This window comes from Blastococcus sp. SYSU DS0552 (assembly GCF_054050815.1).
Genome location: NZ_JBJHAB010000004.1, coordinates 226,356 through 251,595 on the forward strand (window position 1 = coordinate 226,356; position 25,240 = coordinate 251,595).

Sequence of the window (25,240 nt, forward strand, 5' to 3'; positions counted from 1 at the left end):
CGGTCCGGTCCCGTACACTGGCTTCACCGGGGCCTGTTGACCCCGCCACCGGCGTGCCCCGGATCCCCGTCCGGGGGTCGAGGTCGCCGTGGCGGCGAGACGCTCTGGGGCCCGGCAGGGCATAGGGGTGTAGCTCAATTGGCAGAGCAGCGGTCTCCAAAACCGCAGGCTGCAGGTTCAAGTCCTGTCACCCCTGCCAGCAGGACACGGCACCACCGACCGACGGCCCTCGCGGGAGAGGCCACCACGACGAGGCGAGCGAGGCGCAGTGAGCGACGAGAAGCCGGGCCGCGAGGACGACGCGCGCGCCGCCTCCGACGCCGAGCTCACCGACGAGCAGCTCGACCAGGAGGCCCCCGGCGTCGATGACGCAGGGGCGCTGGAGGCCGCCGAGGACCAGGTGGCCGGCGAGGCCGAGGCCGACGAGGACAAGGTCGTCGCGGCCCGCCCGGGTGACCGGGGCGCCCGCCGACGGGGCCGGATCACCGCCGACGGCGACGAGGACGACGAGCCGGCGGCGCCGTCGCGCCGCGCCGCGCGGTCGGCCACCGAGCCCGCCGGCGAGGGCGCTCCGACCCGGTCGCGGGCCGCGGCGGAGCGGGCCCGCGCCGACGAGATGCAGCCCCGCCGTTCGCTCGCGCGCTTCCTGCGCGAAGTCGTCGCCGAGCTGCGCAAGGTCATCTGGCCGGGTCGGCGGGAGCTGATCACCTACACGACCGTGGTGATCGTGTTCGTCGCGTTCATCGTCGCGCTGGTGGCCGGCCTCGACCTGCTCTTCGCCCAGGGCGTGCTCGCCGTCTTCGGTTGATCCGCCCCGCGCCCGAACGCCCCTGACATGGAAGAGACCCTGTGATCGAGCTTGCGAGATCACCAATGAGCGCAGCACCGTCGGTCACGACGCCGGCGAGCGCCACCGAGGAGAAGCAGTGACCGACCCCCGCGAGCCCTTCGAGACCGACAACGCGGTCGAGGGCACCGACCTGGACGACGCCCGCTTCGACGAGCGCGGCACCGCCGACGTCGAGACCGGCGCCGACGAGGCCGGTGCCGCCGAGGGCTCCAGCGACACCGCCGACCTCGCTGCGGGTGCCGCCGTCTCCGACGGCGAGGTCGCCGACGCGACGCCGGAGATCGAGAGCGGTGACCCCGACACCCTCGCGACCGACCCGCAGGCCGCGCCCGCCCCGGACTCCGACGTCGCGGCGGAGGAGGACGAGGATCCGGTCGAGGCGCTCCGCAAGGCGCTGCGCATCGCCCCGGGCGACTGGTACGTCGTCCACTCCTACGCGGGCTACGAGAACAAGGTGAAGACCAACCTCGAGGCGCGCATCCAGTCCCTGGACGTGGAGGACTACATCTACCAGATCGAGGTGCCCACCGAGGAGGTCACCGAGATCAAGAACGGCAAGCGCTCGCAGGTCAACCGCAAGGTCCTGCCGGGCTACCTGCTGGTCCGCATGGAGCTCAACGACGAGTCGTGGGGGGCGGTCCGCAACACCCCCGGGGTCACCGGCTTCGTCGGTGCGACCTCCAAGCCCTCGCCGCTGACCATCGACGAGGTCGTGAAGATCCTCGCCCCGGCCGTCACGCCGCAGGCGCCGCGCGTCACCGAGGCCGCCGCCGCGAGCCCGGGCGGCGCCGCCGCCCCGACCGCCGTCGTCGACTTCGAGGTCGGCGAGTCGGTCACGGTCATGGACGGTCCGTTCGCCACGCTGCCCGCCACCATCAACGAGATCAACGCCGAACAGCAGAAGCTGCAGGTGCTGGTCTCCATCTTCGGCCGCGAGACGCCCGTCGAGCTCTCGTTCAGTCAGGTCCAAAAGATCTGACGGACGTGCCCCGAAGACTTCACCACCCAACCTGAACCGGAGAACAGAGCATGCCCCCCAGGAAGCGGTTGACCGCGGTCATCAAGCTCCAGATCAACGCCGGTGCGGCCACCCCCGCGCCGCCCGTCGGTCCGGCGCTGGGTCAGCACGGCGTCAACATCATGGAGTTCTGCAAGGCGTACAACGCCGCGACCGAGTCGCAGCGCGGGAACGTCGTCCCCGTGGAGATCTCGGTCTTCGAGGACCGGTCCTTCACCTTCGTCACCAAGACCCCGCCGGCCGCGCGCATGCTGCTCAAGGCCGCCGGTGTCGAGAAGGGCTCGGGGGAGCCGCACAAGACCAAGGTCGCCACGGTCACCCGTGACCAGGTCCGCGAGATCGCCCAGACCAAGATGGCCGACCTCAACGCCAACGACCTCGACCAGGCCGAGAAGATCATCGCCGGCACCGCCCGGTCGATGGGCATCACCGTCACCAACTGACCAGCAACGGCCTCGTTCCGAGGCTCGCCCCGAGCATGCGAGGGGTGAGGAGAACGAGGTCCTTCATCAGTGGGAGGGCCACGCCAGGCCCGTTCACCACATGACCGGGGCACGAGCCCCCGGAGAGGACACACCATGGCGAAGCACGGCAAGAAGTACCGCGCGGTGGCCGAGAAGGTCGACCGCGACAACCTGTACAGCCCGCTCCAGGCCGCCACGCTGGCCAAGGAGACGTCGACGACCGCCTACGACGCCACCGTCGAGGTCGCCATGCGCCTGGGCGTCGACCCGCGCAAGGCCGACCAGATGGTCCGCGGCACGGTCAACCTGCCCCACGGCACCGGCAAGACCGCCCGCGTCATCGTCTTCGCGACCGGTGACAAGGCCGCCGAGGCCGAGGCCGCCGGCGCCGACGTCGTGGGCTCCGACGACCTGATCGAGCGCATCCAGGGCGGCTTCCTGGACTTCGACGCGGCGATCGCGACGCCGGACCAGATGGCCAAGGTCGGCCGGATCGCCCGGATCCTCGGTCCTCGCGGCCTGATGCCGAACCCGAAGACCGGCACGGTGACCCCCGACGTCACCAAGGCCGTCAACGACATCAAGGGCGGGAAGATCAACTTCCGCGTCGACAAGCAGGCGAACCTGCACCTGGTGATCGGCAAGACCTCCTTCGACGAGGCCAAGCTGGTCGAGAACTACGCCGCTGCCCTCGACGAGGTCCTCCGCGCCAAGCCGTCCTCGGCCAAGGGTCGGTACCTCAAGAAGGTCACCATCTCCACCACGATGGGCCCCGGCATCCCGGTCGACCCGAACCGCACTCGCAACCTGACGGTGGACGAGTAGAAGGACCCCGTCCTCCCCGCCCTTCGCGAACTCAGGGCGGGACCGGGACGGGGCCGTTCCAGGCCCGCACGACGGCCCCGCTGCGCACCCGCGCGGCGGGGCCGTCGGCGTATGGCGTACTCTTGTCGACGTTCCCCCCAAGACCGCTGGTCGTCGCACGTCCGCGTGCGATCGAAGGTCCCGGAGCTCCGGGCGACCCGCGCAGGAGGACGGTTCGATCGGTAGGCCTCCGCGCCTGCCCCTCGCCCCGTGCGCCCTGCGCCGGGGCGTTCCTCGTCTCCGGGCCTCTCGTCGCACGTCGTCGTGCAGCGTCCAGCAGTCGCCCGACAGACGAGAGGAGGCCCATGCCCACGCAGGCGAAGGCCGCGGTGATCGACGAGATCACCGAGCGGTTCCAGTCGTCCAGCGCGGCGGTGCTCACCGAGTACCGCGGGCTGACCGTGGCCCAGCTGACCCAGCTGCGCCGTTCCCTCGGTGAGGGCAGCAGCTACGCCGTCGTCAAGAACACCCTGACGAAGCGGGCGGCGGACCAGGTCGGTCACACCGACCTCGCCCCGCTGCTCAACGGTCCCACCGCGATCGCCTTCATCGAGGGCGACGTCGTCGAGGCCGCCAAGGCCATCCGCGACTTCGCGCGCACCAACCCGCTGCTCGTCGTCAAGGGTGGTGTCGTCGAGGGCCGCACCGTCAGCCCCGCCGAGGTCACCGCCCTGGCCGACGTCGAGCCGCGCGAGGTGCTGCTGGCCAAGCTGGCCGGCGCGATGAAGGGCAACCTGACCAAGGCTGCCGGCCTCTTCCAGGCCCCGCTGTCGCAGGTCGCCCGCCTGGCCGAGGCGCTCAAGGAGAAGAAGCCCGCCGAGGGCGCCGACTCCACCGCCGACGCCGCCGCGGACACCGCTGCTGCCGACACCACCACCCCCGACGCTGACGCCGCGGACGCCGCGGCCAGCACCGACTGACCCCAGAAGGAGACACCATGGCCAAGCTTTCCACCACGGAGCTGCTCGACGCGTTCAAGGAGATGACCCTCCTCGAGCTGTCCGACTTCGTGAAGCAGTTCGAGGAGACCTTCGAGGTCACCGCTGCTGCCCCCGTCGCCGTCGCGGCCGCCCCGGCCGCCGGTGGTGGCGGCGGCGACGCCGGTGCCGCTGCCGAGGAGCAGGACGAGTTCGACGTCATCCTCGAGAGCGCCGGCGACAAGAAGATCCAGGTCATCAAGGAGGTGCGCGGCCTGACCTCGCTCGGCCTCAAGGAGGCCAAGGACCTGGTCGACAACGCGCCCAAGCCGGTCCTGGAGAAGGTCGCCAAGGACGCCGCCGAGAAGGCCAAGGCCGCTCTCGAGGGCGCCGGCGCCTCCGTCACCGTCAAGTGACGCCCTCCCCGGCCTGAGCCGGGGAACGCACCACCCCGCACAGGGGCCGTCCACCACCTGGAGGACGGCCCCTGTCGCATGTCCGGGTGGTTCCGCCGCCCAGGAGGGAGCGGGGGTCACGCAGACTCCGTGGCACGTGTGACCTCCGCCGGGCCAGTCGTGCGTGCAGACGGTGCAGACGGTGCAGGCCGCGCATGGTCACCATCGACGGCGAGTGGACGATCAGCGGGCTGGCGCTCACCGCCACCTGAGTCCGGCCGCGTGCGCATCTCGTCGTCCGGCCGGCGAGGCCGCTGCCTCCGTGCGGGCCCGGGTGGGGCCGCCCCGGCAGCCGGGCCGCTCGGCGTGGCGGTCCCACCGGAGCGGGATGGCTGACATCATGGATCCGCCGCACACCCCACCGGCCCGCCGGAGGACCGCCCGTCCCGCGGATGTGGCGCCGCTCGCACCGGTGCCCCCGACGTGGACATCGCGCGCCACCAGGGGTAGGGTCTCCTGTTGCGCTGCCCTCTGACTGCCTGCCCGCCACAACGGGTCACGACGGGCGCCCGGGAATCCACCGGGCGATGCCCGCGCTGACCTGTCCGGCGAGCGATCGCGGCCGTCGCGGACAGCCTCGCCATCACCGACGACGACCCAGGACGACCCCGCAGCCCACCGCCCGCACGTCGTGAGGTCCTTGGAAGGACGCATCTTGGCAGGCTCTCGCCCCACCAGCATCACCCCCGGCACCACCGAGTCGGGTAACACCCGAACCACCCCGGTCACGCAGAACGGCCCCCGCACCGGCGAGGCCGACCAGCAGAAGATCCCCGGCGCGCCGCTGCGCGTCTCGTTCGCCAAGATCTCCGAGCCCCTCGAGGTGCCGGATCTGCTCGCCCTGCAGACCGCGTCCTTCGACTGGCTCGTGGGCAGCCCCGAGTGGCGGGCCACCCTCTCCCCCGAGGAGCAGGAGGCGGCCGTCGGTGGCCTCGCCGAGATCCTCGAGGAGATCTCCCCGATCGAGGACTTCAGCGGCTCGATGTCGCTGTCCTTCTCCAACCCGCGCTTCGAGGACGTCAAGGCGTCCCTCGAGGAGTGCAAGGACAAGGACATGACCTACGCGGCGCCGCTGTTCGTCACCGCCGAGTTCATGAACAACACCACCGGCGAGATCAAGAGCCAGACGGTGTTCATGGGCGACTTCCCGATCATGACGAACAAGGGCACCTTCGTCATCAACGGGACCGAGCGCGTCGTCGTGTCCCAGCTCGTCCGCAGCCCCGGCGTCTACTTCGACAAGACGCTGGACAAGACGTCGGACAAGGACGTCTTCAGCGCCAAGGTCATCCCCAGCCGCGGTGCGTGGCTGGAGTTCGACGTCGACAAGCGCGACACCGTCGGCGTCCGCATCGACCGCAAGCGCCGCCAGCCCGTCACCGTCCTGCTCAAGGCCCTCGGCTGGGGCGAGGACCGCATCCGCGAGCACTTCCAGTGGTCGCCCACGGTCCTGGCCACGCTGGAGAAGGACCACATCGCGGGGCAGGACGAGGCCCTGCTCGACATCTACCGCAAGCTGCGGCCGGGCGAGCCGCCGACGCGTGAGTCGGCGCAGGCGCTGCTGGAGAACCTGTTCTTCAACCCCAAGCGCTACGACCTGGCCAAGGTGGGCCGGTACAAGGTCAACAAGAAGCTGGGCGTCGAGGTGCCGCAGGGCACCCAGACGCTGACCGAGGACGACATCGTCGCCACCATCGAGTACGTCGTGCGCCTGCACGCCGGCGAGCCCGACCACGGCGTCGACGACATCGACCACTTCGGCAACCGCCGCCTGCGCACCGTCGGCGAGCTGATCCAGAACCAGATCCGGGTCGGCCTGTCCCGCATGGAGCGCGTGGTCCGCGAGCGGATGACGACCCAGGACGTCGAGGCGATCACGCCGCAGACCCTGATCAACATCCGGCCGGTCGTCGCCTCCATCAAGGAGTTCTTCGGCACCAGCCAGCTGTCCCAGTTCATGGACCAGACCAACCCGCTCGCGGGCCTGACCCACAAGCGCCGCCTGTCGGCGCTGGGTCCCGGTGGTCTGTCGCGTGAGCGGGCCGGCATGGAGGTCCGCGACGTGCACCCGAGCCACTACGGCCGGATGTGCCCGATCGAGACGCCGGAAGGCCCGAACATCGGCCTGATCGGCTCGCTGTCCTCCTACGGCCGGGTCAACGCCTTCGGCTTCATCGAGACGCCGTACCGCAAGGTCGAGAACGGCACCGTCACCGACCAGATCGACTACCTCACCGCCGACGAGGAGGACCGCTTCGTCGTCGCGCAGGCCAACAGCCCGCTCGACGCGCAGGGCCGCCTCGCCGAGGAGCGCGTCCTGGTCCGCACCAAGGGTGGCGAGGTCGACTACCTCGCCCCCGAGAACGTGGACTACATGGACGTCTCGCCGCGGCAGATGACCTCGGTCGCGACGGCGATGATCCCGTTCCTCGAGCACGACGACGCCAACCGCGCGCTCATGGGCGCGAACATGCAGCGGCAGGCGGTGCCGCTGCTGCGCAGCGAGGCGCCGCTGGTCGGCACGGGCATGGAGCTGCGGGCCGCCGTCGACGCCGGCGACGTGGTCGTGGCGGAGAAGGCCGGTGTGGTCGAGGACTCCACCGCCGACTACGTCACCGTGATGGCCGACGACGGCACCCGGCAGACCTACCGGCTGCTGAAGTTCCGCCGCTCCAACCAGGGCACCTCGGTCAACCAGACCCCGCTGGTCGACGAGGGGCAGCGGGTCGAGGTGGGCCAGGTCATCGCCGACGGGCCGTGCACCGACGAGGGCGAGATGGCGCTGGGGAAGAACCTCCTGGTCGCCTTCATGTCGTGGGAGGGCCACAACTACGAGGACGCGATCATCCTGTCGCAGCGCCTCGTGCAGGACGACGTCCTGTCCTCGATCCACATCGAGGAGTTCGAGGTCGACGCCCGCGACACCAAGCTCGGCGCCGAGGAGATCACCCGGGACATCCCGAACGTCTCCGAGGACGTGCTGGCCGACCTCGACGAGCGGGGCATCATCCGCATCGGGGCCGAGGTCGTCCCCGGCGACATCCTCGTCGGCAAGGTCACGCCCAAGGGCGAGACCGAGCTGACCCCCGAGGAGCGCCTGCTGCGGGCCATCTTCGGCGAGAAGGCCCGCGAGGTGCGCGACACGTCGCTGAAGGTCAAGCACGGTGAGTCCGGCAAGGTCATCGGCGTCCGCGTGTTCTCGCGCGAGGACGGCGACGAGCTGCCTGCCGGCGTCAACGAGCTGATCCGGGTCTACGTCGCCCAGATGCGCAAGATCTCCGATGGTGACAAGCTCGCCGGCCGCCACGGCAACAAGGGCGTCATCTCGAAGATCCTGCCGCAGGAGGACATGCCGTTCCTCGAGGACGGCACCCCGGTCGACATCGTCCTGAACCCGCTCGGCGTCCCCGGCCGCATGAACGTCGGCCAGGTCCTGGAGATGCACCTCGGGTGGATCGCCAAGCAGGGCTGGCAGGTCGACGGTGACCCGGACTGGGCGAGGAACCTGCCCGAGGCGGCGAGGTCGGCGGCGCCGGGCACCCGGACCGCGACGCCGGTGTTCGACGGTGCCAAGGAGGAGGAGATCGTCGGGCTGCTCTCGTCCACGATCCCGAACCGCGACGGCAAGCGGATGGTGCAGCCCACCGGCAAGGCGCGGTTGTTCGACGGCCGCTCCGGGGAGCCCTTCCCCGCGCCGATCGCCGTGGGCTACGTCTACATCCTGAAGCTGCTGCACCTGGTCGACGACAAGATCCACGCCCGCTCGACCGGCCCCTACTCGATGATCACGCAGCAGCCGCTGGGTGGTAAGGCGCAGTTCGGTGGCCAGCGCTTCGGCGAGATGGAGTGCTGGGCGATGCAGGCCTACGGCGCGGCCTACGCGCTGCAGGAGCTGCTCACCATCAAGTCCGACGACATCCTCGGCCGCGTGAAGGTCTACGAGGCGATCGTCAAGGGCGAGAACATCCCCGAGCCGGGCATCCCGGAGTCGTTCAAGGTGCTGCTCAAGGAGCTGCAGTCGCTGTGCCTCAACGTCGAGGTGCTCTCCGGCGACGGGCAGGCGATCGAGCTGCGCGACACCGACGACGAGGTCTTCCGGGCCGCGGAGGAGCTGGGCATCGACCTGTCCCGCCGCGAGCCGTCGTCTGTCGAAGACGTCTGATCGGTAGTCGGCCGGCCCTGAGCAGTCGGGGCCGGCCGACCACCACTTCCAAGTCATAGAAGCGAAGCACTAGCCCCTGAAAGGGGTCACACCTTGCTCGACGTCAACTTCTTCGACGAGCTCCGCATCGGTCTGGCCACCGGCGACGACATCCGCCAGTGGTCGCACGGTGAGGTGAAGAAGCCCGAGACCATCAACTACCGCACCCTGCGTCCGGAGAAGGACGGTCTCTTCTGCGAGAAGATCTTCGGTCCCACCCGGGACTGGGAGTGCTACTGCGGTAAGTACAAGCGGGTCCGCTTCAAGGGGATCATCTGCGAGCGCTGCGGCGTCGAGGTGACCCGGGCCAAGGTCCGCCGCGAGCGGATGGGCCACATCGAGCTCGCCGCTCCGGTCACGCACATCTGGTTCTTCAAGGGTGTGCCGTCGCGGCTGGGCTACCTGCTCGACCTGGCGCCCAAGGACCTCGAGAAGATCATCTACTTCGCGGCCTACATGATCACCTCGGTCGACGACGAGGCGCGCCACCGCGACCTCCCGACCATCGAGGCCGAGATCAGCGCCGAGAAGTCCAACCTCGAGAGCCAGCGCGACGCGAACGTCGAGGCGCGCCAGCAGAAGCTCGAGGCCGACCTCGCCGAGCTGGAGGCGGAGGGCGCGAAGTCCGACGTCCGCCGCAAGGTGCGCGAGGGCGGCGAGCGCGAGATGCGCCAGCTGCGCGACCGCTCCCAGCGGGAGATCGACCGCCTCGACGAGGTGATGGACACCTTCCGCAAGCTCGAGGTCAAGCAGCTCATCGCCGACGAGGGCCTCTACCGCGAGCTGCGGGACCGCTTCGGTGAGTACTTCGAGGGCGGCATGGGCGCCGCGGCGCTGCAGAAGCTCCTCGCCGGCTTCGACCTCGACGCCGAGGCCGTCTCGCTGCGCGAGACGATCCGCAGCGGCAAGGGCCAGCGCAAGCTGCGCGCCCTCAAGCGGCTGAAGGTCGTCGCGGCGTTCCAGCAGACCCGCAACTCGCCCATGGGCATGGTGCTGGACTGCGTCCCGGTCATCCCGCCGGACCTGCGCCCGATGGTGCAGCTCGACGGTGGCCGCTTCGCCACCAGCGACATGAACGACCTGTACCGCCGGGTGATCAACCGGAACAACCGGCTCAAGCGACTGCTCGACCTGGGCGCGCCGGAGATCATCGTCAACAACGAGAAGCGGATGCTCCAGGAGTCCGTGGACGCGCTGTTCGACAACGGCCGTCGCGGCCGTCCGGTCACCGGTCCGGGCAACCGTCCGCTGAAGTCCCTGAGCGACCTGCTCAAGGGCAAGCAGGGCCGGTTCCGCCAGAACCTGCTCGGCAAGCGCGTCGACTACTCCGGCCGTTCGGTCATCGTCGTCGGCCCGCAGCTGAAGCTGCACCAGTGCGGCCTGCCCAAGCAGATGGCGCTGGAGTTGTTCAAGCCCTTCGTGATGAAGCGGCTGGTCGACCTCAACCACGCGCAGAACATCAAGTCCGCCAAGCGGATGGTCGAGCGCGCGCGCCCGGTCGTGTGGGACGTGCTGGAAGAGGTCATCACCGAGCACCCGGTGCTGCTCAACCGCGCACCGACGCTGCACCGCCTGGGCATCCAGGCCTTCGAGCCGCAGCTGGTCGAGGGCAAGGCCATCCAGATCCACCCGCTCGTCTGCACCGCGTTCAACGCGGACTTCGACGGTGACCAGATGGCGGTGCACCTGCCGCTGTCGGCCGAGGCCCAGGCCGAGGCCCGCATCCTGATGCTGTCGTCGAACAACATCCTGTCGCCGGCCGACGGTCGCCCGATCACCGCGCCGACCCAGGACATGGTGCTGGGCCTGTACCACCTGACGACCCTGGTGCCCTCGCGGCACGAGGCCGACGGTGGTCAGCCGGCGTCGTTCTCCTCGGCCGCCGAGGCGGTCATGGCCTACGACGTGGGCGCGCTGGGGCTGCAGGAGCGGGCCTACATCCGCCTCGACGAGGTGTTCGGCGTCGACAACGGCAAGGTCAACGAGGCCTGGGTGCAGCCCGAGGACTGGACCCCCGGTCAGCCGGCGCTGGTCGAGACCAGCCTTGGCCGGGTGCTGTTCAACGAGGCCCTGCCCGAGGACTACCGCTTCGTCAACTACCAGGTGCCGAAGAAGGAGCTCGGGGCGATCGTCAACGACCTCGCCGAGCGCTACCCCAAGGTGCAGGTCGCGGCGACGCTGGACGCCCTCAAGGCCGCCGGGTTCCGCTGGGCCACGCGGTCGGGCGTCACCATCGCCATCGACGACGTCGTCACGCCGCCGGTCAAGCAGGAGATCCTCGACCGGCACGAGGCCGAGGCCGCGAAGATCGAGAAGCAGTACGAGCGCGGCGTCATCACCGACGCCGAGCGTCGTGGCGAGCTGATCGAGATCTGGACCCGCGCGCGGGCCGAGGTCAGCCAGGCGATGGTGGACAACTTCCCCACCACCAACCCGGTCTGGGTCATGGTCAACTCGGGCGCCCGAGGCAACATGATGCAGATCAGCCAGATCGCCGGTATGCGCGGCCTGGTCGCCAACCCGAAGGGCGAGATCATCCCGCGGCCGATCAAGGCCAACTTCCGGGAGGGTCTGTCCGTGCTGGAGTACTTCATCTCCACGCACGGTGCCCGCAAGGGTCTGGCCGACACCGCGCTGCGGACCGCCGACTCCGGGTACCTCACCCGGCGTCTGGTGGACGTCTCGCAGGACGTCATCATCCGCGAGGAGGACTGCGGTACCGACCGCGGCGTGATCATGCCGATCGGCACCGTCCTCGACGGTGTGGTGACGCGTGACCCGCACGTGGAGACCGGCGTCTACGCCCGCGCCCTGGCCGCCGACGTGGTGGCCGAGGACGGGACCGTCATCGCGCAGGCCAACTCCGACCTGGGTGACGTGCTGATCCAGGCGCTCATCGACGCCGGCGTCAGCGAGGTCAAGGTCCGCTGCGTGCTGACCTGCGAGTCGCTGCTCGGCACCTGCGCCACCTGCTACGGCCGGTCGCTCGCGACCGGCAAGCTGGTGGACGTCGGCGAGGCGGTCGGGATCATCGCCGCCCAGTCGATCGGTGAGCCCGGCACCCAGCTGACGATGCGCACCTTCCACACCGGTGGTGTCGCGGGTGAGGACATCACCCACGGCCTGCCGCGTGTGGTGGAGCTCTTCGAGGCCCGCGTCCCCAAGGGCAAGGCCCCGATCGCCGAGCTGGCCGGCACCGTCCGGATCGAGGACGGCGAGCAGTTCCGGAAGCTCACCATCACCCCGGACGACGGCTCCGACGAGGTCGTCTACGACAAGCTGTCGCGTCGCTCGCGGCTGCGGGTCGAGGACGGTGCCCACGTCGAGGTCGGCGAGCAGCTGACCGAGGGTGCGGTCGACCCGCACGAGGTGCTGCGGATCATGGGCCCGCGTGAGGTGCAGCTGCACCTGGTGCGCGAGGTCCAGGAGGTCTACCGCAGCCAGGGCGTGTCGATCCACGACAAGCACATCGAGGTGATCATCCGCCAGATGCTGAAGCGGGTGACCATCATCGACTCGGGCGCGACGGAGTTCCTGCCCGGTGCGCTGGTCGAGCGGACGATCTTCGAGACGGAGAACCGCCGCGTCGTCGCCGAGGGCGGCGAGCCGGCCTCGGCCCGTCCGGTGCTCATGGGCATCACCAAGGCCTCGCTCGCGACCGAGTCGTGGCTGTCGGCCGCCTCCTTCCAGGAGACGACCAAGGTGCTCACCGACGCCGCGATCCAGGGCAAGAGCGACAGCCTGCTCGGGCTCAAGGAGAACGTGATCATCGGAAAGCTGATCCCGGCGGGTACGGGGATCAGCCGCTACCGGAACATCGCGGTCGAGCCGACCGAGGAGGCGCGCGCCGCCGTGTACACGATGGCCGGCTACGAGGACGGGCAGTACTACAGCCCGGACGTCTTCGGGCAGGGCACCGGCGAGGCCGTCCGCCTCGAGGAGTACGACTGGCGGGGCTGACGGCCCCCCAGTAGCCGCTGAACGCCAGAGGCCCAGAACCTGCATGGTTCTGGGCCTCTGGCCTTTCCTGCAGCGGCAGCGGGCAGATCCCGGGACCCCGCAACGCGCGAGCCGCGCGCCCCCGCCGGGGACGCGCGCCTCGCAAGCGGATGGAACGGCCTGGCTCCAGGGGCCCGCGCCGAGCGGAGCGAGGTGCGGGGAGGAGCCAGGTCCTTCTAGTGGTCGACGGCCTTCTCCGCCCCGATGCCGGTGAGGGCCCGCACCTCGAGCTCGGCCCACTTGTCCTCGTTCGGCTTCTCCTTCGTGAGCACCGTGCCCAGGTAGCCGAGGAGGAACGAGGCCGGGATCGACACCAGGCCCGGGTTGCGCAGCGGGAAGAAGTCGAAGTTCCCGCCCGGGAACATCGAGGTCTCGGTCCCCGACACCACCGGGGAGAAGACGATGAGCCCGACGCAGATGATCAGACCGCCGTAGATGGACCACAGCGCGCCCTGGGTGGTGAACCGCTTCCAGAACAGCGTGTAGAGGATCGTCGGCAGGTTCGCCGAGGCGGCCACCGCGAACGCCAGCGCCACGAGGAAGGCGATGTTCAGCCCGGCGCGCAGCGCCAGGATGCCCAGGCCGATCGCGACGGCACCGATGACGACCGCGGTGATCCGGGCGACCTTGACCTCACCGTTCGGCGGGACGTCGCCCTTCTTGATCACCGATGCGTACACGTCGTGGGCGAACGACGCCGACGCGGTGATCGTGAGGCCGGCGACGACCGCGAGGATCGTCGCGAACGCGACGCCGGCGATGATGCCCAGCAGCACCGTGCCGCCGAGCTCGAAGGCCAGCAGCGGGGCGGCGGCGTTCACCCCACCCGGGGCCGCGACGATGCGCTCGGCACCGACCATGGCGCCGGCGCCGTAGCCGATGACCAGGCTGAACAGGTAGAAGATGCCGATCAGCCAGATCGCCCAGACCACCGAGGTCCGCGCGGCCTTCGCCGTCGGCACGGTGTAGAAGCGCATCAGCACGTGCGGCAGGCCGGCGGTGCCGAGCACCAGGGCCAGGGCCAGGCTGATGAAGTCCAGTCGGGTCGCGTCGCTGACGCCGTACTGCGCACCGGGGTTGAGCACCGACTCGTTGCCGGCGCTCTGCACCGCGCCGCCGAGCAGCGCCGACAGGTTGAAGCCGTACTCGCCGAGCACCCACAGCGTCATCACCAGCGCGCCGGCGATCAGCAGGCTGGCCTTGATGATCTGCACCCACGTCGTGCCGCGCATCCCGCCGACGAGGACGTAGAAGATCATCAGCGCACCCACGACGACGACGACCAGCGCCTCGGCCACCGGGCCGCTCACCCCGAGCAGCAGCGCCACCAGGCCACCGGCGCCGGCCATCTGGGCGAGCAGGTAGAACAGCGAGACCGCGAGCGTCGAGATGGCGGCGGCGGTGCGCACCGGCCCCTGCCGCATCCGGAACGCCAGTACGTCGGCCATGGTGAACCGGGCGGTGTTGCGCATCAGCTCGGCGACGAGCAGCAGCGCGACCAGCCACGCCACCAGGAAGCCGATGGAGTAGAGGAAGCCGTCGTAGCCGTAGATGGCGATGGCGCCGGCGATGCCGAGGAACGAGGCCGCCGACAGGTAGTCACCGGCGATGGCGAGGCCGTTCTGCTGACCGGTGATGGTGCGGCCTGCGGCGTAGTAGTCCGCCGCGCTCTTGTTGTTGCGGCTGGCCCGGAAGGTGATGGCCAGCGTGACGACGACGAACGCGCCGAAGATGGAGATGTTGATCGCCGGGTTGCCGATGGTGGCATCGGCGGCGAGCAGCTCAGGCACGGGTCGCCCCCTGGGTGTCGGTGTCGCCGCCGGCGGTCGCGTCGGGCGCGTAGTCGTGCGCCTCGAGACGCTCGCGCATCTCGTCGGCGATGGGGTCGGTGCGCTTGTTCGCGTGCGCCACGTAGAGGTGGGTGATCACGAAGGTGGTCAGGAACTGGGCGAGGCCGAACAGCAGGCCCACGTTCACGTTGCCGAACACCTGGGTCGACATGAAGTCCGAGGCGTACGTCGACAGCAGGACGAAGAGCAGGTACCAGACGATGAACGCGACCGTCATCGGGAAGGCGAAGCTGCGGAACCGCTTCTTCAGCTCGACGAACTCCGGGGAGTTCTGTGCGGCGCGGTACTCCTGCGGTGTCAGCAACCGTCGTTCGTCTGTCGGGGTCAACGTGTGGCCTCCAGGTCGGGATCAGGACCACCGTGGCCGAGCAACAGCGGCCAGGTGTGAGCGCTGTCACGTTAGGGAGCCGGCTCCCGGGAGGGCAGGGGACCGCGCGGACTCTGCGGTGAGCGGCGAGCACGCGTCGACGTACGGCACGTCCAGCGGGACGAACGGTCGCGCGGGGAGGCGCCGGTCACATCGGTCTCGTGACGGACGACGTCGCAGCACCGCGGCGACGCCTCGGCGATCACCGGGGGAGCGGACCGCGGTCCAGCAGCACCGCCTCGGGTGTGTGCAGCCTGGCCATGCTGCGGGCGGCGTGCCGGGGCAGGCGCCTGGGCGTGGCCAGCGAGACCACCGTCATCGTGAGGAACGCCAGCGGGACCGTCCAGGCAGCCGGCTGGACGAGCAGGGCGCCGGGCCAGCCGTCGGGAGCCAGTCCGAGCAGGGTGGCCAGCACCGCGAACCCGGCGCAGCCGCCACCGACGAGCATCCCGGCGATCGCGCCGGCGTCGGTGAGCCGGCGCCACCAGATGCCCAGCACCAGCAACGGGCAGAAGGTGGAGGCGGCGAAGGCGAAGGCGAGGCCGACGGCCCGGGCGACACCGACCCCTTCGGTCAGCAACGCGAGACCGAGCGGGACGACGACGGCCGTGACGGCCGCCGCCTGGAACGCGCGCACCCCGCGGAACCGGCGTCCCATCACGTCCTGGCTGATCACGCCGGCCACCGCGACGGTCAGCCCGGACGACGTGGACAGGAAAGCGGCGAAGGCCCCGGCGGTGGTCAGGGCGGACAGCAGCTCACCCATCGTGCCGCTCAGCATCCGCGCCGGCAGCTCCAGGACCACGGTGTCGGTGCGGCCGCTGCTGATCAGGTCCGGTGTGTACAGCCGGCCCAGGCCGCCGTAGATCGGCGGCAGCACGTAGAACAGACCGAGCAGGGCCAGCACGAGGAGCGTCGTGCGGCGGGCCGCGATGCCGTCGGGGTTGGTGTAGAAGCGCACCACCACGTGGGGGAGCCCCATGGTGCCCAGGAACGTGGCGACGATGATCGAGTACGTCGTGTAGAGCTGGTGCCCGCTCCCGGCGAGCGGTGACGCCCACTCGTCCCCGGACCCACCCAGGCCCCCGGCGACGGCCGAAGCGGGGGAGGGGCCGCCGTCGCCGAGCCAGACGCCGGCCATGAAGAGCACCGGGAACAGCAGAGCGGTGAGTTTCAGCCAGTACTGGAACGCCTGGACGAAGGTGATGCTCCGCATCCCGCCGAACAGCACGTTGACCAGCACCACCGCCGCGACCAGCGCGCCGCCCAGCCACGGCTCGGTCCCGGTCGTGGTGGCCAGCGCCAGACCGGCGCCCTGGAACTGCGGCATCAGGTACAGCCAGCCGATCGCCACCACCAGCAGCGAGGAGAACCGGCGCACCGCCAGCGACTCCAGCCGGCTCTCGGCGAAGTCGGGCAACGTGTAGGCACCGGAGCGGCGCAGTGGCGCGGCGACGAACGCCAGCAGGACCAGGTAGCCCGCCGTCCAGCCGACCGGGTACCACAGCATGTCGGTGCCGAACGCCAGCACCAGACCGGCGACACCGAGGAAGGAGGCGGCGGAGAGGTACTCCCCGCCGATCGCCGACGCGTTCAGCCCCGGCCGCACCGTGCGGGAGGCGACGAAGAAGTCGCTGGTGGTGCGCGAGAACCGCCACCCGTAGGCACCGATCGCCAACGTGGCGACGACCACGACCGTGACGCCGGCGATGCTGTAGCCGGCCGCGGTCACGGCCGGCCGGTCCGGGGCGTCACGAGCGGTTCAGCACGTCGGTGAAATCCCGCTCGGTGCGTTCGGCGGCACGCACGTAGAGCCAGCCGACCACGAACAGGAACGGGTAGACGGCGAACCCCAGCAGGAACCAGGGGAGCGGTACGGCGAGCACCTCGACCGCGGCGAGATCCGGCACCAGCCAGAAGACCAGGGGGATCCCACCGACGAACACGGCCAGGGCGGCCATCGTCAGCAGGGCCAGGCGCAGCTGGGAGCGCAGCAGCGACGTCACGTACACCTCGCCGAGGAGGGTCTGGTCGTCGATCTCCCGGGCAGCCGGGACCCGTTGCGCCCGCGCAGCCCCGGTGCGCGGGCTGGTGACGCGCACCCGGCGTGGGGTCGGGTCCGGCACCGCTCACCACCTCCCCGAGTGGCCCGGCCGCGCCCGGCGCACCAGGAGGTCGCGGAGCTCCCGGGTGTGCCGCCGGCTCACCCCGAGCTCCACCCCGCCGACGACCACGGTGCACCGGCCGGCGTCCATCCGCACCTCGTCCACGTGCTGCAGCGCGACCAGCAGCGACCGGTGGATCCGCACGAACCCGGCGTCCTTCCAGGCCTCCTCCAAGGTGGTCAGCGGAACCCGGACCAGGTGGCCGCCCGACGCGGTGTGCAGCCTGGCGTAGTCACCCTGCGCCTCGACGTAACGGATGCTGGAGCGGGGCACGAACCTCGTCACCCCGCCGAGCTCGACGGCGATGTCGTCGTCGGCGGGCGGGGGGCCGCCCGCCCGCGCAGCGGCCACCCGGCGGACCGCCTCCGTCAGCCGGTCGTCCCGAACGGGCTTGAGGACGTAGTCGACGACGTCCAACTCGAACGCGTCGACGGCGTGGTCGTCGTGGGCGGTCACGAAGACCACCGGAGGCGGCGTCTTGAACTGGGACAGCACCCGCGCCAGGTCCAAGCCCGTGAGCCCGGGCATCCGGATGTCCAGGAAGACCCCGTCGAGGGTTCCTTCCTGGAGGATCCGCAGCGCCTCGGTGGCCGAGTCGCTGGTCACGACGGTGCCGATTCGGGGGTCCCGCTCGAGCAGCCAGCGGAGCTCGTCGAGGGCGGGGCGCTCGTCGTCGACCACCAGCACGGTCAACAGGTCGGCCGTCACGGGCGCACCCCCGGGGCGAACTTGGGCACCCGCACGCTGACCTTCGTGCCGGCTCCCGGGCCGGTCTCGACGACCAGGCCGTAGTCGTCGCCGAAGGCGGTGCGCAGCCGGGCGTCCACGTTGCCCAGCCCCACCGAGTCGACGGACGTGTCGCCGGCGAGCGCCCGTCGCACCTTCTCCGGGTCCTCCCCGATGCCGTCGTCCTCCACGGAGATCAGGCACTCGCCGCCGTTGTCCGCGGCGATGATGGTGACCGTCCCGGTACCCGGCTTGCGTTCGAGCCCGTGCCGGACGGCGTTCTCCACGAGCGGCTGGAGGCAGAGGAACGGCACGGCCGCCGGCAGCACCTCCTGGGCCACCCGCAGCGTCACCTGGAGCCGGTCGCCGAACCGGGCCTTCTCGAGCACGAGGTAGCGCTCGACCGACCGCAGCTCCTCGGCCAGCGTCGTGTACTCGCCGTGCCGGCTGAAGGAGTACCGGGTGAAGTCGGCGAACTCCAGCAGCAGCTCCCGGGCCCGCTCCGGATCGGTGCGCACGAACGACGCGATCGCGGTCAGCGAGTTGTAGATGAAGTGCGGGCTGATCTGCGCCCGCAGCGCCCGTACCTCGGCCTCCATCAGCCGGGTGCGGGAGGCGTCGAGTTCGGCGAGCTCCAGGTTCCCCGACACCCAGCGTGCGACCTCGCCGGCGGCCCGCACGAGCCGGGTGGACGCGGACGGCGTGAACGCCTGCAGGGTGCCGACCACCCGGTCGTCCACCACGAGCGGGCTGATCACGACCTGTCGCAGCCCGCACCCGGCATCGGCGCAGGAGAAGTCGGTGCGGTCCCGGACCACGGTGTTGCCCGACTCGAGCACGAAGGCGGCAAGAGCCGAGGCGTGCCGCTCGTGGTGTCCGAACCGACCGTCCCACGCGAGCATGGACATGGTGTCGGTGAGCGCGACCGCCGGCACCCCGAGCAGGTCGCGCAGATGGCGGACCGCACGTTCCGCCGAGCTCGCGGTCAGGCCCTCGCGCAGCGCGGGCGCGGTGAGGGAGGCCGAGTGGAGGGTCCGGAACGTCGCCTGTTCCGCCTCCGTCCCGAGCTGGCCGGGCCGCAGCCACCGCCACGAGATGCGCATCTGTCGTCGGGGGCGCCGGTGCCGGTGCGGCGCGGCCCGTTCTCCCTTCCACCCGTCCGTGCCTGCGCTGCACGTCGCAGGTGCAGCCGGAAGCGCACCGTAGAGCGCGCGCACGTGTCCCGCCATCCCGGGCGCGTGCGACGGGCGGGGAGCCGGAGTCGCCGCTCGGCCGTGTCGCGGGGCCCGGCGTGGCCGCCGGAGTGCTCGCCGGCCACGACCCGGAGTGCTGCTGCGAGCGGCTACCCGGCCAGCCGCTTCACGGTCTCGACCGTCCGCAGCCGCCCCTCCCTGCTGCCGTCGAGCGGCTGGAGCATCAGGGTGGTCACGCCGGCCTCGGCGAAGGCGGTGATCCGCTCGGCGACGTAGCCCTCCGGGCCGATCAGCGACGACGCCCGCACCAGCTCGTCGGGGACGGCGGCCGCGGCCTCGTCCTTCCTGCCGTCGAGGTAGAGGTCCTGGATGGTCCTCGCCTCGGCCTCGTAGCCGTACCGGACGGCGAGGTCGTTGTAGAAGTTCTTGCCGCGGGCGCCCATGCCGCCGATGTAGAGGGCGAGCGCCGGCTTCACGGATTCCAGCAGCCCCTCGACGTCGTCACCGACGGCGACGGGGACGCCGGTGACGACCTGCAGGTCGCCGAGCGCCGGGTCGCGCTTGGCCTTGCCGGCGGCCAGGGAGTCGCCCCACACCGACGCCGCCTTCTCGGGCACGAAGAAGATCGGCTCCCAGGCCTCCGCGATCTCGGCGGCGAGCTCGACGTTCTTCGGGCCGAGGGCGGCCAGCATCACCGGGATCCGGTCGCGGACCGGGGTGTTGATCAGCTTGAGCGGCTTGCCCAGGCCGGTGCCCTGGTCGGCCGGCAGCGGGATCGTGTACTTCTTCCCCTGGTGGTCGAGCCGGTCTCGGCGCCACACCTGGCGGCAGACCTCCACGACCTCGCGTGTGCGCTGCAGGGGCGCGTCGTAGGGCACGCCGTGCCAGCCCTCGATCACCTGCGGGCCGGAGGCGCCGAGCCCGAGGGTGAAGCGGCCGCCGGACACGAAGTCCAGGCCGGCGGCGGTCATCGCGGTCAGCGCCGGGGTGCGGCTGTAGATGGGGAAGATCGCGCTCAGCAGCTCGACCCGCTCGGTCACCGCCGCCAGGTAGCCGAGCTGGCTGACCGCGTCGAAGGTGTAGACCTCGGCCACCGCGGCCAGATCGAGGCCCGCGGCCTCGAGATCGCGGATCTCCGCCGCCGTCTCCTGGAAACCCCCGCTGTAGCTGGCCTGGATGCCGATCCGCACGTGCACTCCTCTGTGTCGCGGCGCCACCGTTGACGTCGCCGCACGGTATCGGTCGCGCGCCGGGGTGCGCGGTGGAGCTGTCCCCGAGGCCGGGGCGGCGGTAGTGTCCGGGCACTCCGGCTGCCACCCAGCCCCCTCCCGTCGACCTGTCGACGCATGTGAGGCACCCGGCTTTGACCGGCTCCGCAGGCACGGGTATCGTGGTCAGCCGTGCCCAGGGTGCCCTGGGCCTGCTCCCGTTCGCGGTGCGCCTGGGCGGCCCGAGATGCAGATCTCAGGGTCGCCGGGGACCGTCCTCCCGGCCCGGCCGGGGTGGGTGGCGGCGCCGAGTCGCGAGGGGCAACCGAGTTCGGTCAGACGCCGCACCGGTCCGAGGAAGGGCGACACGCCCGACCACGTGGACCGGACGTGGAACAGGGCCGGGGTCGGGGAGGTTCCGACGAGGGACCGGCACCCCAGCACCACCGCAGAGCAGAAAACAGACGAGCACCACCCCAGCGCAGGTAGGAGATCCAGGCCACCCATGCCCACGATCAACCAGCTGGTCCGCAAGGGCCGCGAGGACAAGGTCGAGAAGACCAAGACCCCGGCGCTGAAGGGTTCGCCCCAGCGTCGCGGAGTCTGCACGCGCGTGTACACGACGACGCCGAAGAAGCCGAACTCGGCGCTGCGCAAGGTCGCTCGCGTCCGCCTCACCAGTGGCATCGAGGTGACCGCCTACATCCCGGGCGTCGGTCACAACCTGCAGGAGCACTCGATGGTGCTCGTGCGCGGCGGTCGAGTGAAGGACCTGCCGGGCGTGCGCTACAAGATCATCCGTGGCTCGCTGGACACCCAGGGTGTCCGCAACCGCAAGCAGGCTCGCAGCCGTTACGGCGCGAAGAAGGAGAAGAGCTAATGCCGCGCAAGGGCCCCGCGCCGCGTCGCCCGCTCGTCGCCGACCCGGTGTACCAGTCGCCGCTGGTGACCCAGCTGGTGAACAAGGTGCTGGTCGACGGCAAGCGCTCGGTCGCCGAGTCGATCGTCTACGGCGCCCTCGAGGGCTGCCGCGCCAAGACCGACACCGACCCGGTCGTCACGCTCAAGCGGGCGCTGGACAACGTGAAGCCGGCCCTCGAGGTCCGCAGCCGCCGCGTCGGTGGTGCGACCTACCAGGTCCCGGTCGAGGTCCGCGCCTCCCGCAGCACCACCCTCGGCCTGCGCTGGCTCATCCAGTACAGCCGCGGCCGCCGCGAGAAGACGATGACCGAGCGTCTGATGAACGAGCTGCTGGACGCGAGCAACGGTCTGGGTGCGGCTGTGAAGCGGCGCGAGGACACGCACAAGATGGCCGAGTCGAACAAGGCCTTCGCGCACTACCGCTGGTAACGCACCAGCGCCCGCCGTCGGCGGGACTCCCGGGCGACCCCCGGCACCCGCACACGGACAACCAGCAAGAGGAGTAAGGAATGGCCAGCAACGAGGCCCAGCTCGCCAAGACCCGCAACATCGGGATCATGGCGCACATCGACGCCGGCAAGACCACCACGACCGAGCGCATCCTCTTCTACACCGGTATCAACTACAAGATCGGTGAGGTCCACGACGGCGCGGCCACGATGGACTGGATGGAGCAGGAGCAGGAGCGCGGCATCACCATCACGTCCGCCGCGACGAAGTGCTCCTGGAACGGCTACGACATCAACATCATCGACACCCCGGGGCACGTCGACTTCACCGTCGAGGTGGAGCGGTCGCTGCGGGTGCTCGACGGTGCCGTCGCCGTCTACGACGGTGTCGCCGGCGTCGAGCCGCAGACCGAGCAGGTCTGGCGGCAGGCCGAGAAGTACGGCGTCCCGCGCATGTGCTTCGTCAACAAGCTCGACCGGACCGGCGCCGACTTCTTCCGGTGCGTGGACATGATGGTGGAGCGCCTCGGGGCGAACCCGCTGGTGCTGCAGCTGCCGATCGGGGCCGAGGCCGACTTCATCGGCGTCGTCGACCTGGTGCAGATGCGGGCGCTCACCTGGCGCGGCGAGACCAAGATGGGTGAGGACTACGCGGTCGAGGAGATCCCCGCGGAGCTCGCCGACCAGGCCGCCGAGTACCGCGAGAAGCTGCTCGAGAACATCGCGGACTTCGACGACTCGCTGATGGAGTCCTACCTCGGGGGCGAGGAGATCTCGGTCGACCGCCTCAAGGCCGCCATCCGCAAGGCGACCATCGCCGCGCAGGTGAACCCGGTGCTCACCGGTACCGCCTTCAAGAACAAGGGCGTGCAGCCCCTGCTCGACGCGGTCACGGACTACCTGCCCAGCCCGCTGGACGTCGAGGCGATCGTCGGTACCGCCATGGACGGCGAGACCGAGGTGCTCCGGCACGCCGACGAGGACGAGCCGTTCTCGGCGCTGGCCTTCAAGATCCAGACCGACCAGCACCTGGGCAAGCTGACCTACATCCGCGTCTACTCGGGTCGCCTCGACGCCGGCTCCCCGGTGCTCAACAGCACCAAGGACCGCAAGGAGCGGGTCGGCAAGATCTACCAGATGCACGCCAACAAGCGCGAGGAGCGCGAGGGCGTGGGCGCCGGCCAGATCGTGGCGGTCAACGGCCTGAAGCAGACGACGACGGGTGACACCCTCTGCGACCCGCAGAAGCCGGTGATCCTCGAGTCGATGACCTTCCCGGCCCCGGTCATCTCGGTCGCCATCGAGCCGAAGACCAAGAGCGACCAGGAGAAGCTGGGCACGGCGATCCAGAAGCTCGCCGAGGAGGACCCGACCTTCCAGGTCAAGCTCGACGAGGAGACCGGTCAGACCGTCATCTCCGGCATGGGCGAGCTCCACCTGGAGATCCTCGTCGACCGCATGCGGCGCGAGTTCAACGTCGAGGCCAACGTCGGCAAGCCGCAGGTCGCCTACCGCGAGACGATCCGCAAGGCGGTCGAGCGGTACGACTACACCCACAAGAAGCAGACGGGTGGCTCCGGGCAGTTCGCGAAGGTGCAGATCGCCATCGAGCCGCTGCCCATGGGTGCCGACTCCGCGACCTACGAGTTCGAGAACAAGGTCACCGGCGGTCGCGTCCCCAAGGAGTACATCCCGTCGGTGGACCAGGGCATGCAGGACGCCATGCAGTACGGCGTCCTCGCCGGCTACCCGATGGTGGGCGTCAAGGCGAGCCTCCTCGACGGCCAGTACCACGAGGTCGACTCCTCGGAGATGGCCTTCAAGATCGCCGGCTCGATCGCCTTCAAGGAGGCGGCGCGCAAGGCCGACCCGGCCCTGCTCGAGCCGCTGATGGCGGTCGAGGTCACGACGCCCGAGGAGAACATGGGCGACGTGATCGGCGACCTCAACTCCCGCCGCGGGCTCATCCAGGCGATGGAGGAGCGCTCCGGCGCCCGCGTCGTCCGGGCACTGGTCCCGCTGTCGGAGATGTTCGGCTACGTGGGCGACCTGCGCAGCCGCACCCAGGGACGGGCGAGCTACTCGATGGTGTTCGACTCGTACGCCGAGGTCCCGGCCAACGTCGCCAAGGAGATCATCGCCAAGGCGACCGGCGAGTAACCGGGATGCGGGCGACCGCCCGCGAGCTCCCGAGCACAGCCCCCACCCCAGAGCACGCACCACCTGCGTAACCACGAGGAGAGGAACCCAGTGGCCAAGGCCAAGTTCGAGCGGACCAAGCCGCACGTCAACATCGGCACCATCGGGCACATCGACCACGGGAAGACGACGCTGACCGCGGCGATCACCAAGGTCCTGCACGACAAGTACCCGGACCTCAACGAGGCCTCCGCCTTCGACATGATCGACAAGGCGCCCGAGGAGAAGGCTCGCGGCATCACGATCTCGATCGCGCACGTCGAGTACCAGACGGAGAACCGGCACTACGCGCACGTCGACTGCCCCGGGCACGCCGACTACATCAAGAACATGATCACCGGTGCCGCGCAGATGGACGGCGCGATCCTGGTCGTGGCCGCCACCGACGGCCCGATGCCGCAGACCAAGGAGCACGTCCTCCTGGCCCGCCAGGTCGGCGTCCCCTACATCGTCGTCGCGCTCAACAAGGCCGACATGGTCGACGACGAGGAGATCCTCGAGCTCGTCGAGCTCGAGGTCCGCGAGCTGCTCAGCGAGTACGAGTTCCCGGGCGACGACGTCCCCGTGGTCCGCGTCTCCGCGCTGAAGGCCCTCGAGGGCGACGCCGAGTGGGGCAACAAGCTCATGGAGCTCATGGACGCCGTCGACTCGGCGATCCCCGAGCCGGAGCGCGAGATCGACAAGCCGTTCCTCATGCCCGTCGAGGACGTCTTCACGATCACCGGTCGTGGCACCGTCGTCACCGGTCGCGTCGAGCGTGGCATCGTCAAGGTCTCCGAGGAGATCGAGATCGTCGGTATCCGCGAGGGTTCGACGAAGACGACCGTCACCGGCGTCGAGATGTTCCGCAAGCTGCTCGACCAGGGTCAGGCCGGCGACAACGTGGGTCTGCTCCTCCGTGGCATCAAGCGCGAGGACGTCGAGCGCGGCCAGGTCGTCGTGAAGCCCGGCTCGATCACCCCGCACACCAACTTCGAGGGCTCGGTCTACATCCTCTCGAAGGACGAGGGCGGCCGTCACACGCCGTTCTTCAACAACTACCGTCCCCAGTTCTACTTCCGGACGACGGACGTGACCGGCGTCGTGACCCTGCCCGCCGGGACCGAGATGGTCATGCCCGGCGACAACACCGAGATGACGGTGGAGCTGATCCAGCCCATCGCCATGGAGGAGGGCCTGCGGTTCGCCATCCGCGAGGGTGGCCGCACCGTGGGCGCCGGCCGCGTCACCAAGATCCTCAAGTAACACCCTGACGGGCGGCGGCCGGGGTTCCGGCCGCCGCCCGGCCATGGGCTCGGGGGGGGCCCCCGCCCCAGCCCGCCCCGGTCCTCGACCCACCCGGTCAACACACCCCCATGTTCTTTAACAAACCATAGGCACGTGCGAGAAAAAGC

At 70.2% G+C, this 25,240-nt stretch carries 19 protein-coding genes and 1 tRNA gene; 13 read left to right on the plus strand and 7 right to left on the minus strand.

Annotated features, from left to right (window positions below):
* Positions 1 to 123: 123 nt before the first annotated feature.
* The 9 genes from ACI8AG_RS06130 (at position 124) to ACI8AG_RS06170 (ending at position 12,729) form a co-directional block, all read left to right on the plus strand.
* A tRNA-Trp gene (locus tag ACI8AG_RS06130) sits at positions 124 to 199 on the plus strand.
* A gap of 69 nt (positions 200 to 268) precedes the next feature.
* Complete coding sequence (gene secE / locus ACI8AG_RS06135; protein WP_456596308.1) at positions 269 to 808, plus strand: preprotein translocase subunit SecE; 540 nt, start codon at positions 269 to 271, stop codon at positions 806 to 808.
* 118 nt (positions 809 to 926) lie between these two features.
* On the plus strand, positions 927 to 1,829 hold the full coding sequence (gene nusG, locus ACI8AG_RS06140; protein WP_456596309.1) for a transcription termination/antitermination protein NusG: 903 nt from the start codon (positions 927 to 929) through the stop codon (positions 1,827 to 1,829).
* Positions 1,830 to 1,879: 50 nt separating this feature from the next.
* Complete coding sequence (rplK, locus tag ACI8AG_RS06145) at positions 1,880 to 2,311, plus strand: 50S ribosomal protein L11 (protein WP_456589081.1); 432 nt, start codon at positions 1,880 to 1,882, stop codon at positions 2,309 to 2,311.
* A gap of 135 nt (positions 2,312 to 2,446) precedes the next feature.
* Positions 2,447 to 3,157: a 50S ribosomal protein L1 gene (gene rplA / locus ACI8AG_RS06150; RefSeq protein ID WP_456596310.1), complete on the plus strand. Its 711-nt coding sequence runs from the start codon at positions 2,447 to 2,449 to the stop codon at positions 3,155 to 3,157.
* A gap of 344 nt (positions 3,158 to 3,501) precedes the next feature.
* On the plus strand, positions 3,502 to 4,116 hold the full coding sequence (rplJ, locus tag ACI8AG_RS06155) for a 50S ribosomal protein L10 (RefSeq protein ID WP_456589079.1): 615 nt from the start codon (positions 3,502 to 3,504) through the stop codon (positions 4,114 to 4,116).
* A 17-nt stretch (positions 4,117 to 4,133) separates the two neighbouring features.
* Positions 4,134 to 4,529: a 50S ribosomal protein L7/L12 gene (gene rplL / locus ACI8AG_RS06160; RefSeq protein WP_456589078.1), complete on the plus strand. Its 396-nt coding sequence runs from the start codon at positions 4,134 to 4,136 to the stop codon at positions 4,527 to 4,529.
* A 694-nt stretch (positions 4,530 to 5,223) separates the two neighbouring features.
* On the plus strand, positions 5,224 to 8,730 hold the full coding sequence (gene rpoB / locus ACI8AG_RS06165) for a DNA-directed RNA polymerase subunit beta (protein WP_456596311.1): 3,507 nt from the start codon (positions 5,224 to 5,226) through the stop codon (positions 8,728 to 8,730).
* Between the two features lie 93 nt (positions 8,731 to 8,823).
* Entirely contained in the window at positions 8,824 to 12,729 is a 3,906-nt protein-coding gene (locus ACI8AG_RS06170; RefSeq protein ID WP_456589076.1) for a DNA-directed RNA polymerase subunit beta', read from the plus strand.
* Positions 12,730 to 12,944: 215 nt separating this feature from the next.
* On the opposite strand, the gene ACI8AG_RS06175 is transcribed toward ACI8AG_RS06170, so the two are convergent.
* From ACI8AG_RS06175 to ACI8AG_RS06205, 7 genes are all read right to left on the minus strand, one after another.
* Complete coding sequence (locus tag ACI8AG_RS06175; RefSeq protein WP_456589075.1) at positions 12,945 to 14,558, minus strand: solute symporter family protein; 1,614 nt, start codon at positions 14,556 to 14,558, stop codon at positions 12,945 to 12,947.
* Positions 14,551 to 14,922, minus strand: a complete 372-nt coding sequence (locus tag ACI8AG_RS06180; RefSeq protein ID WP_456589074.1) for a DUF485 domain-containing protein — start codon at positions 14,920 to 14,922, stop codon at positions 14,551 to 14,553. Before ACI8AG_RS06180 ends, ACI8AG_RS06175 begins: the two co-directional genes overlap by 8 nt.
* A 265-nt stretch (positions 14,923 to 15,187) precedes the next feature.
* Positions 15,188 to 16,717, minus strand: a complete 1,530-nt coding sequence (locus tag ACI8AG_RS06185; RefSeq protein ID WP_456596312.1) for a sodium/solute symporter — start codon at positions 16,715 to 16,717, stop codon at positions 15,188 to 15,190.
* A gap of 19 nt (positions 16,718 to 16,736) precedes the next feature.
* Complete coding sequence (locus ACI8AG_RS06190) at positions 16,737 to 17,111, minus strand: hypothetical protein (RefSeq protein WP_456589072.1); 375 nt, start codon at positions 17,109 to 17,111, stop codon at positions 16,737 to 16,739.
* A 3-nt stretch (positions 17,112 to 17,114) separates the two neighbouring features.
* Complete coding sequence (locus tag ACI8AG_RS06195; RefSeq protein WP_456589071.1) at positions 17,115 to 17,858, minus strand: LytR/AlgR family response regulator transcription factor; 744 nt, start codon at positions 17,856 to 17,858, stop codon at positions 17,115 to 17,117.
* The gene (locus ACI8AG_RS06200) at positions 17,855 to 18,979 is read right to left on the minus strand and encodes a sensor histidine kinase (protein ID WP_456596313.1); all 1,125 of its coding nucleotides are present in this window, start codon (positions 18,977 to 18,979) and stop codon (positions 17,855 to 17,857) included. Before ACI8AG_RS06200 ends, ACI8AG_RS06195 begins: the two co-directional genes overlap by 4 nt.
* Positions 18,980 to 19,218: 239 nt before the next feature.
* Entirely contained in the window at positions 19,219 to 20,259 is a 1,041-nt protein-coding gene (locus ACI8AG_RS06205; RefSeq protein WP_456589069.1) for an LLM class F420-dependent oxidoreductase, read from the minus strand.
* 523 nt (positions 20,260 to 20,782) lie between these two features.
* On the opposite strand from ACI8AG_RS06205, the gene rpsL reads away from it, so the two are divergent.
* The 4 genes from rpsL (at position 20,783) to tuf (ending at position 25,091) form a co-directional block, all read left to right on the plus strand.
* Positions 20,783 to 21,157 (plus strand): 30S ribosomal protein S12, encoded by a 375-nt coding sequence (gene rpsL, locus ACI8AG_RS06210; protein ID WP_012950487.1) that lies wholly within the window; start codon positions 20,783 to 20,785, stop codon positions 21,155 to 21,157.
* Positions 21,157 to 21,627 (plus strand): 30S ribosomal protein S7, encoded by a 471-nt coding sequence (gene rpsG / locus ACI8AG_RS06215; RefSeq protein WP_456589068.1) that lies wholly within the window; start codon positions 21,157 to 21,159, stop codon positions 21,625 to 21,627. Before rpsL ends, rpsG begins: the two co-directional genes overlap by 1 nt.
* A gap of 80 nt (positions 21,628 to 21,707) precedes the next feature.
* The gene (gene fusA, locus ACI8AG_RS06220) at positions 21,708 to 23,807 is read left to right on the plus strand and encodes an elongation factor G (protein ID WP_456596314.1); all 2,100 of its coding nucleotides are present in this window, start codon (positions 21,708 to 21,710) and stop codon (positions 23,805 to 23,807) included.
* Positions 23,808 to 23,897: 90 nt separating this feature from the next.
* Positions 23,898 to 25,091 (plus strand): elongation factor Tu, encoded by a 1,194-nt coding sequence (tuf, locus tag ACI8AG_RS06225; RefSeq protein WP_456589066.1) that lies wholly within the window; start codon positions 23,898 to 23,900, stop codon positions 25,089 to 25,091.
* The last annotated feature ends 149 nt before the right edge of the window (positions 25,092 to 25,240 follow it).

What these genes read in the sequence shown, in the direction of transcription:
- rplK (WP_456589081.1), top strand. Translation starts at nt 1,880, where the DNA reads ATGCCCCCCAGGAAGCGGTTGACCGCGGTCATCAAGCTCCAGATCAAC.
- rplA (WP_456596310.1), top strand. Translation starts at nt 2,447, where the DNA reads ATGGCGAAGCACGGCAAGAAGTACCGCGCGGTGGCCGAGAAGGTCGAC.
- rplJ (WP_456589079.1), top strand. Translation starts at nt 3,502, where the DNA reads ATGCCCACGCAGGCGAAGGCCGCGGTGATCGACGAGATCACCGAGCGG.
- rplL (WP_456589078.1), top strand. Translation starts at nt 4,134, where the DNA reads ATGGCCAAGCTTTCCACCACGGAGCTGCTCGACGCGTTCAAGGAGATG.
- ACI8AG_RS06200 (WP_456596313.1), bottom strand. Translation starts at nt 18,979, where the DNA reads ATGCGCATCTCGTGGCGGTGGCTGCGGCCCGGCCAGCTCGGGACGGAG.
- rpsL (WP_012950487.1), top strand. Translation starts at nt 20,783, where the DNA reads ATGCCCACGATCAACCAGCTGGTCCGCAAGGGCCGCGAGGACAAGGTC.
- rpsG (WP_456589068.1), top strand. Translation starts at nt 21,157, where the DNA reads ATGCCGCGCAAGGGCCCCGCGCCGCGTCGCCCGCTCGTCGCCGACCCG.
- fusA (WP_456596314.1), top strand. Translation starts at nt 21,708, where the DNA reads ATGGCCAGCAACGAGGCCCAGCTCGCCAAGACCCGCAACATCGGGATC.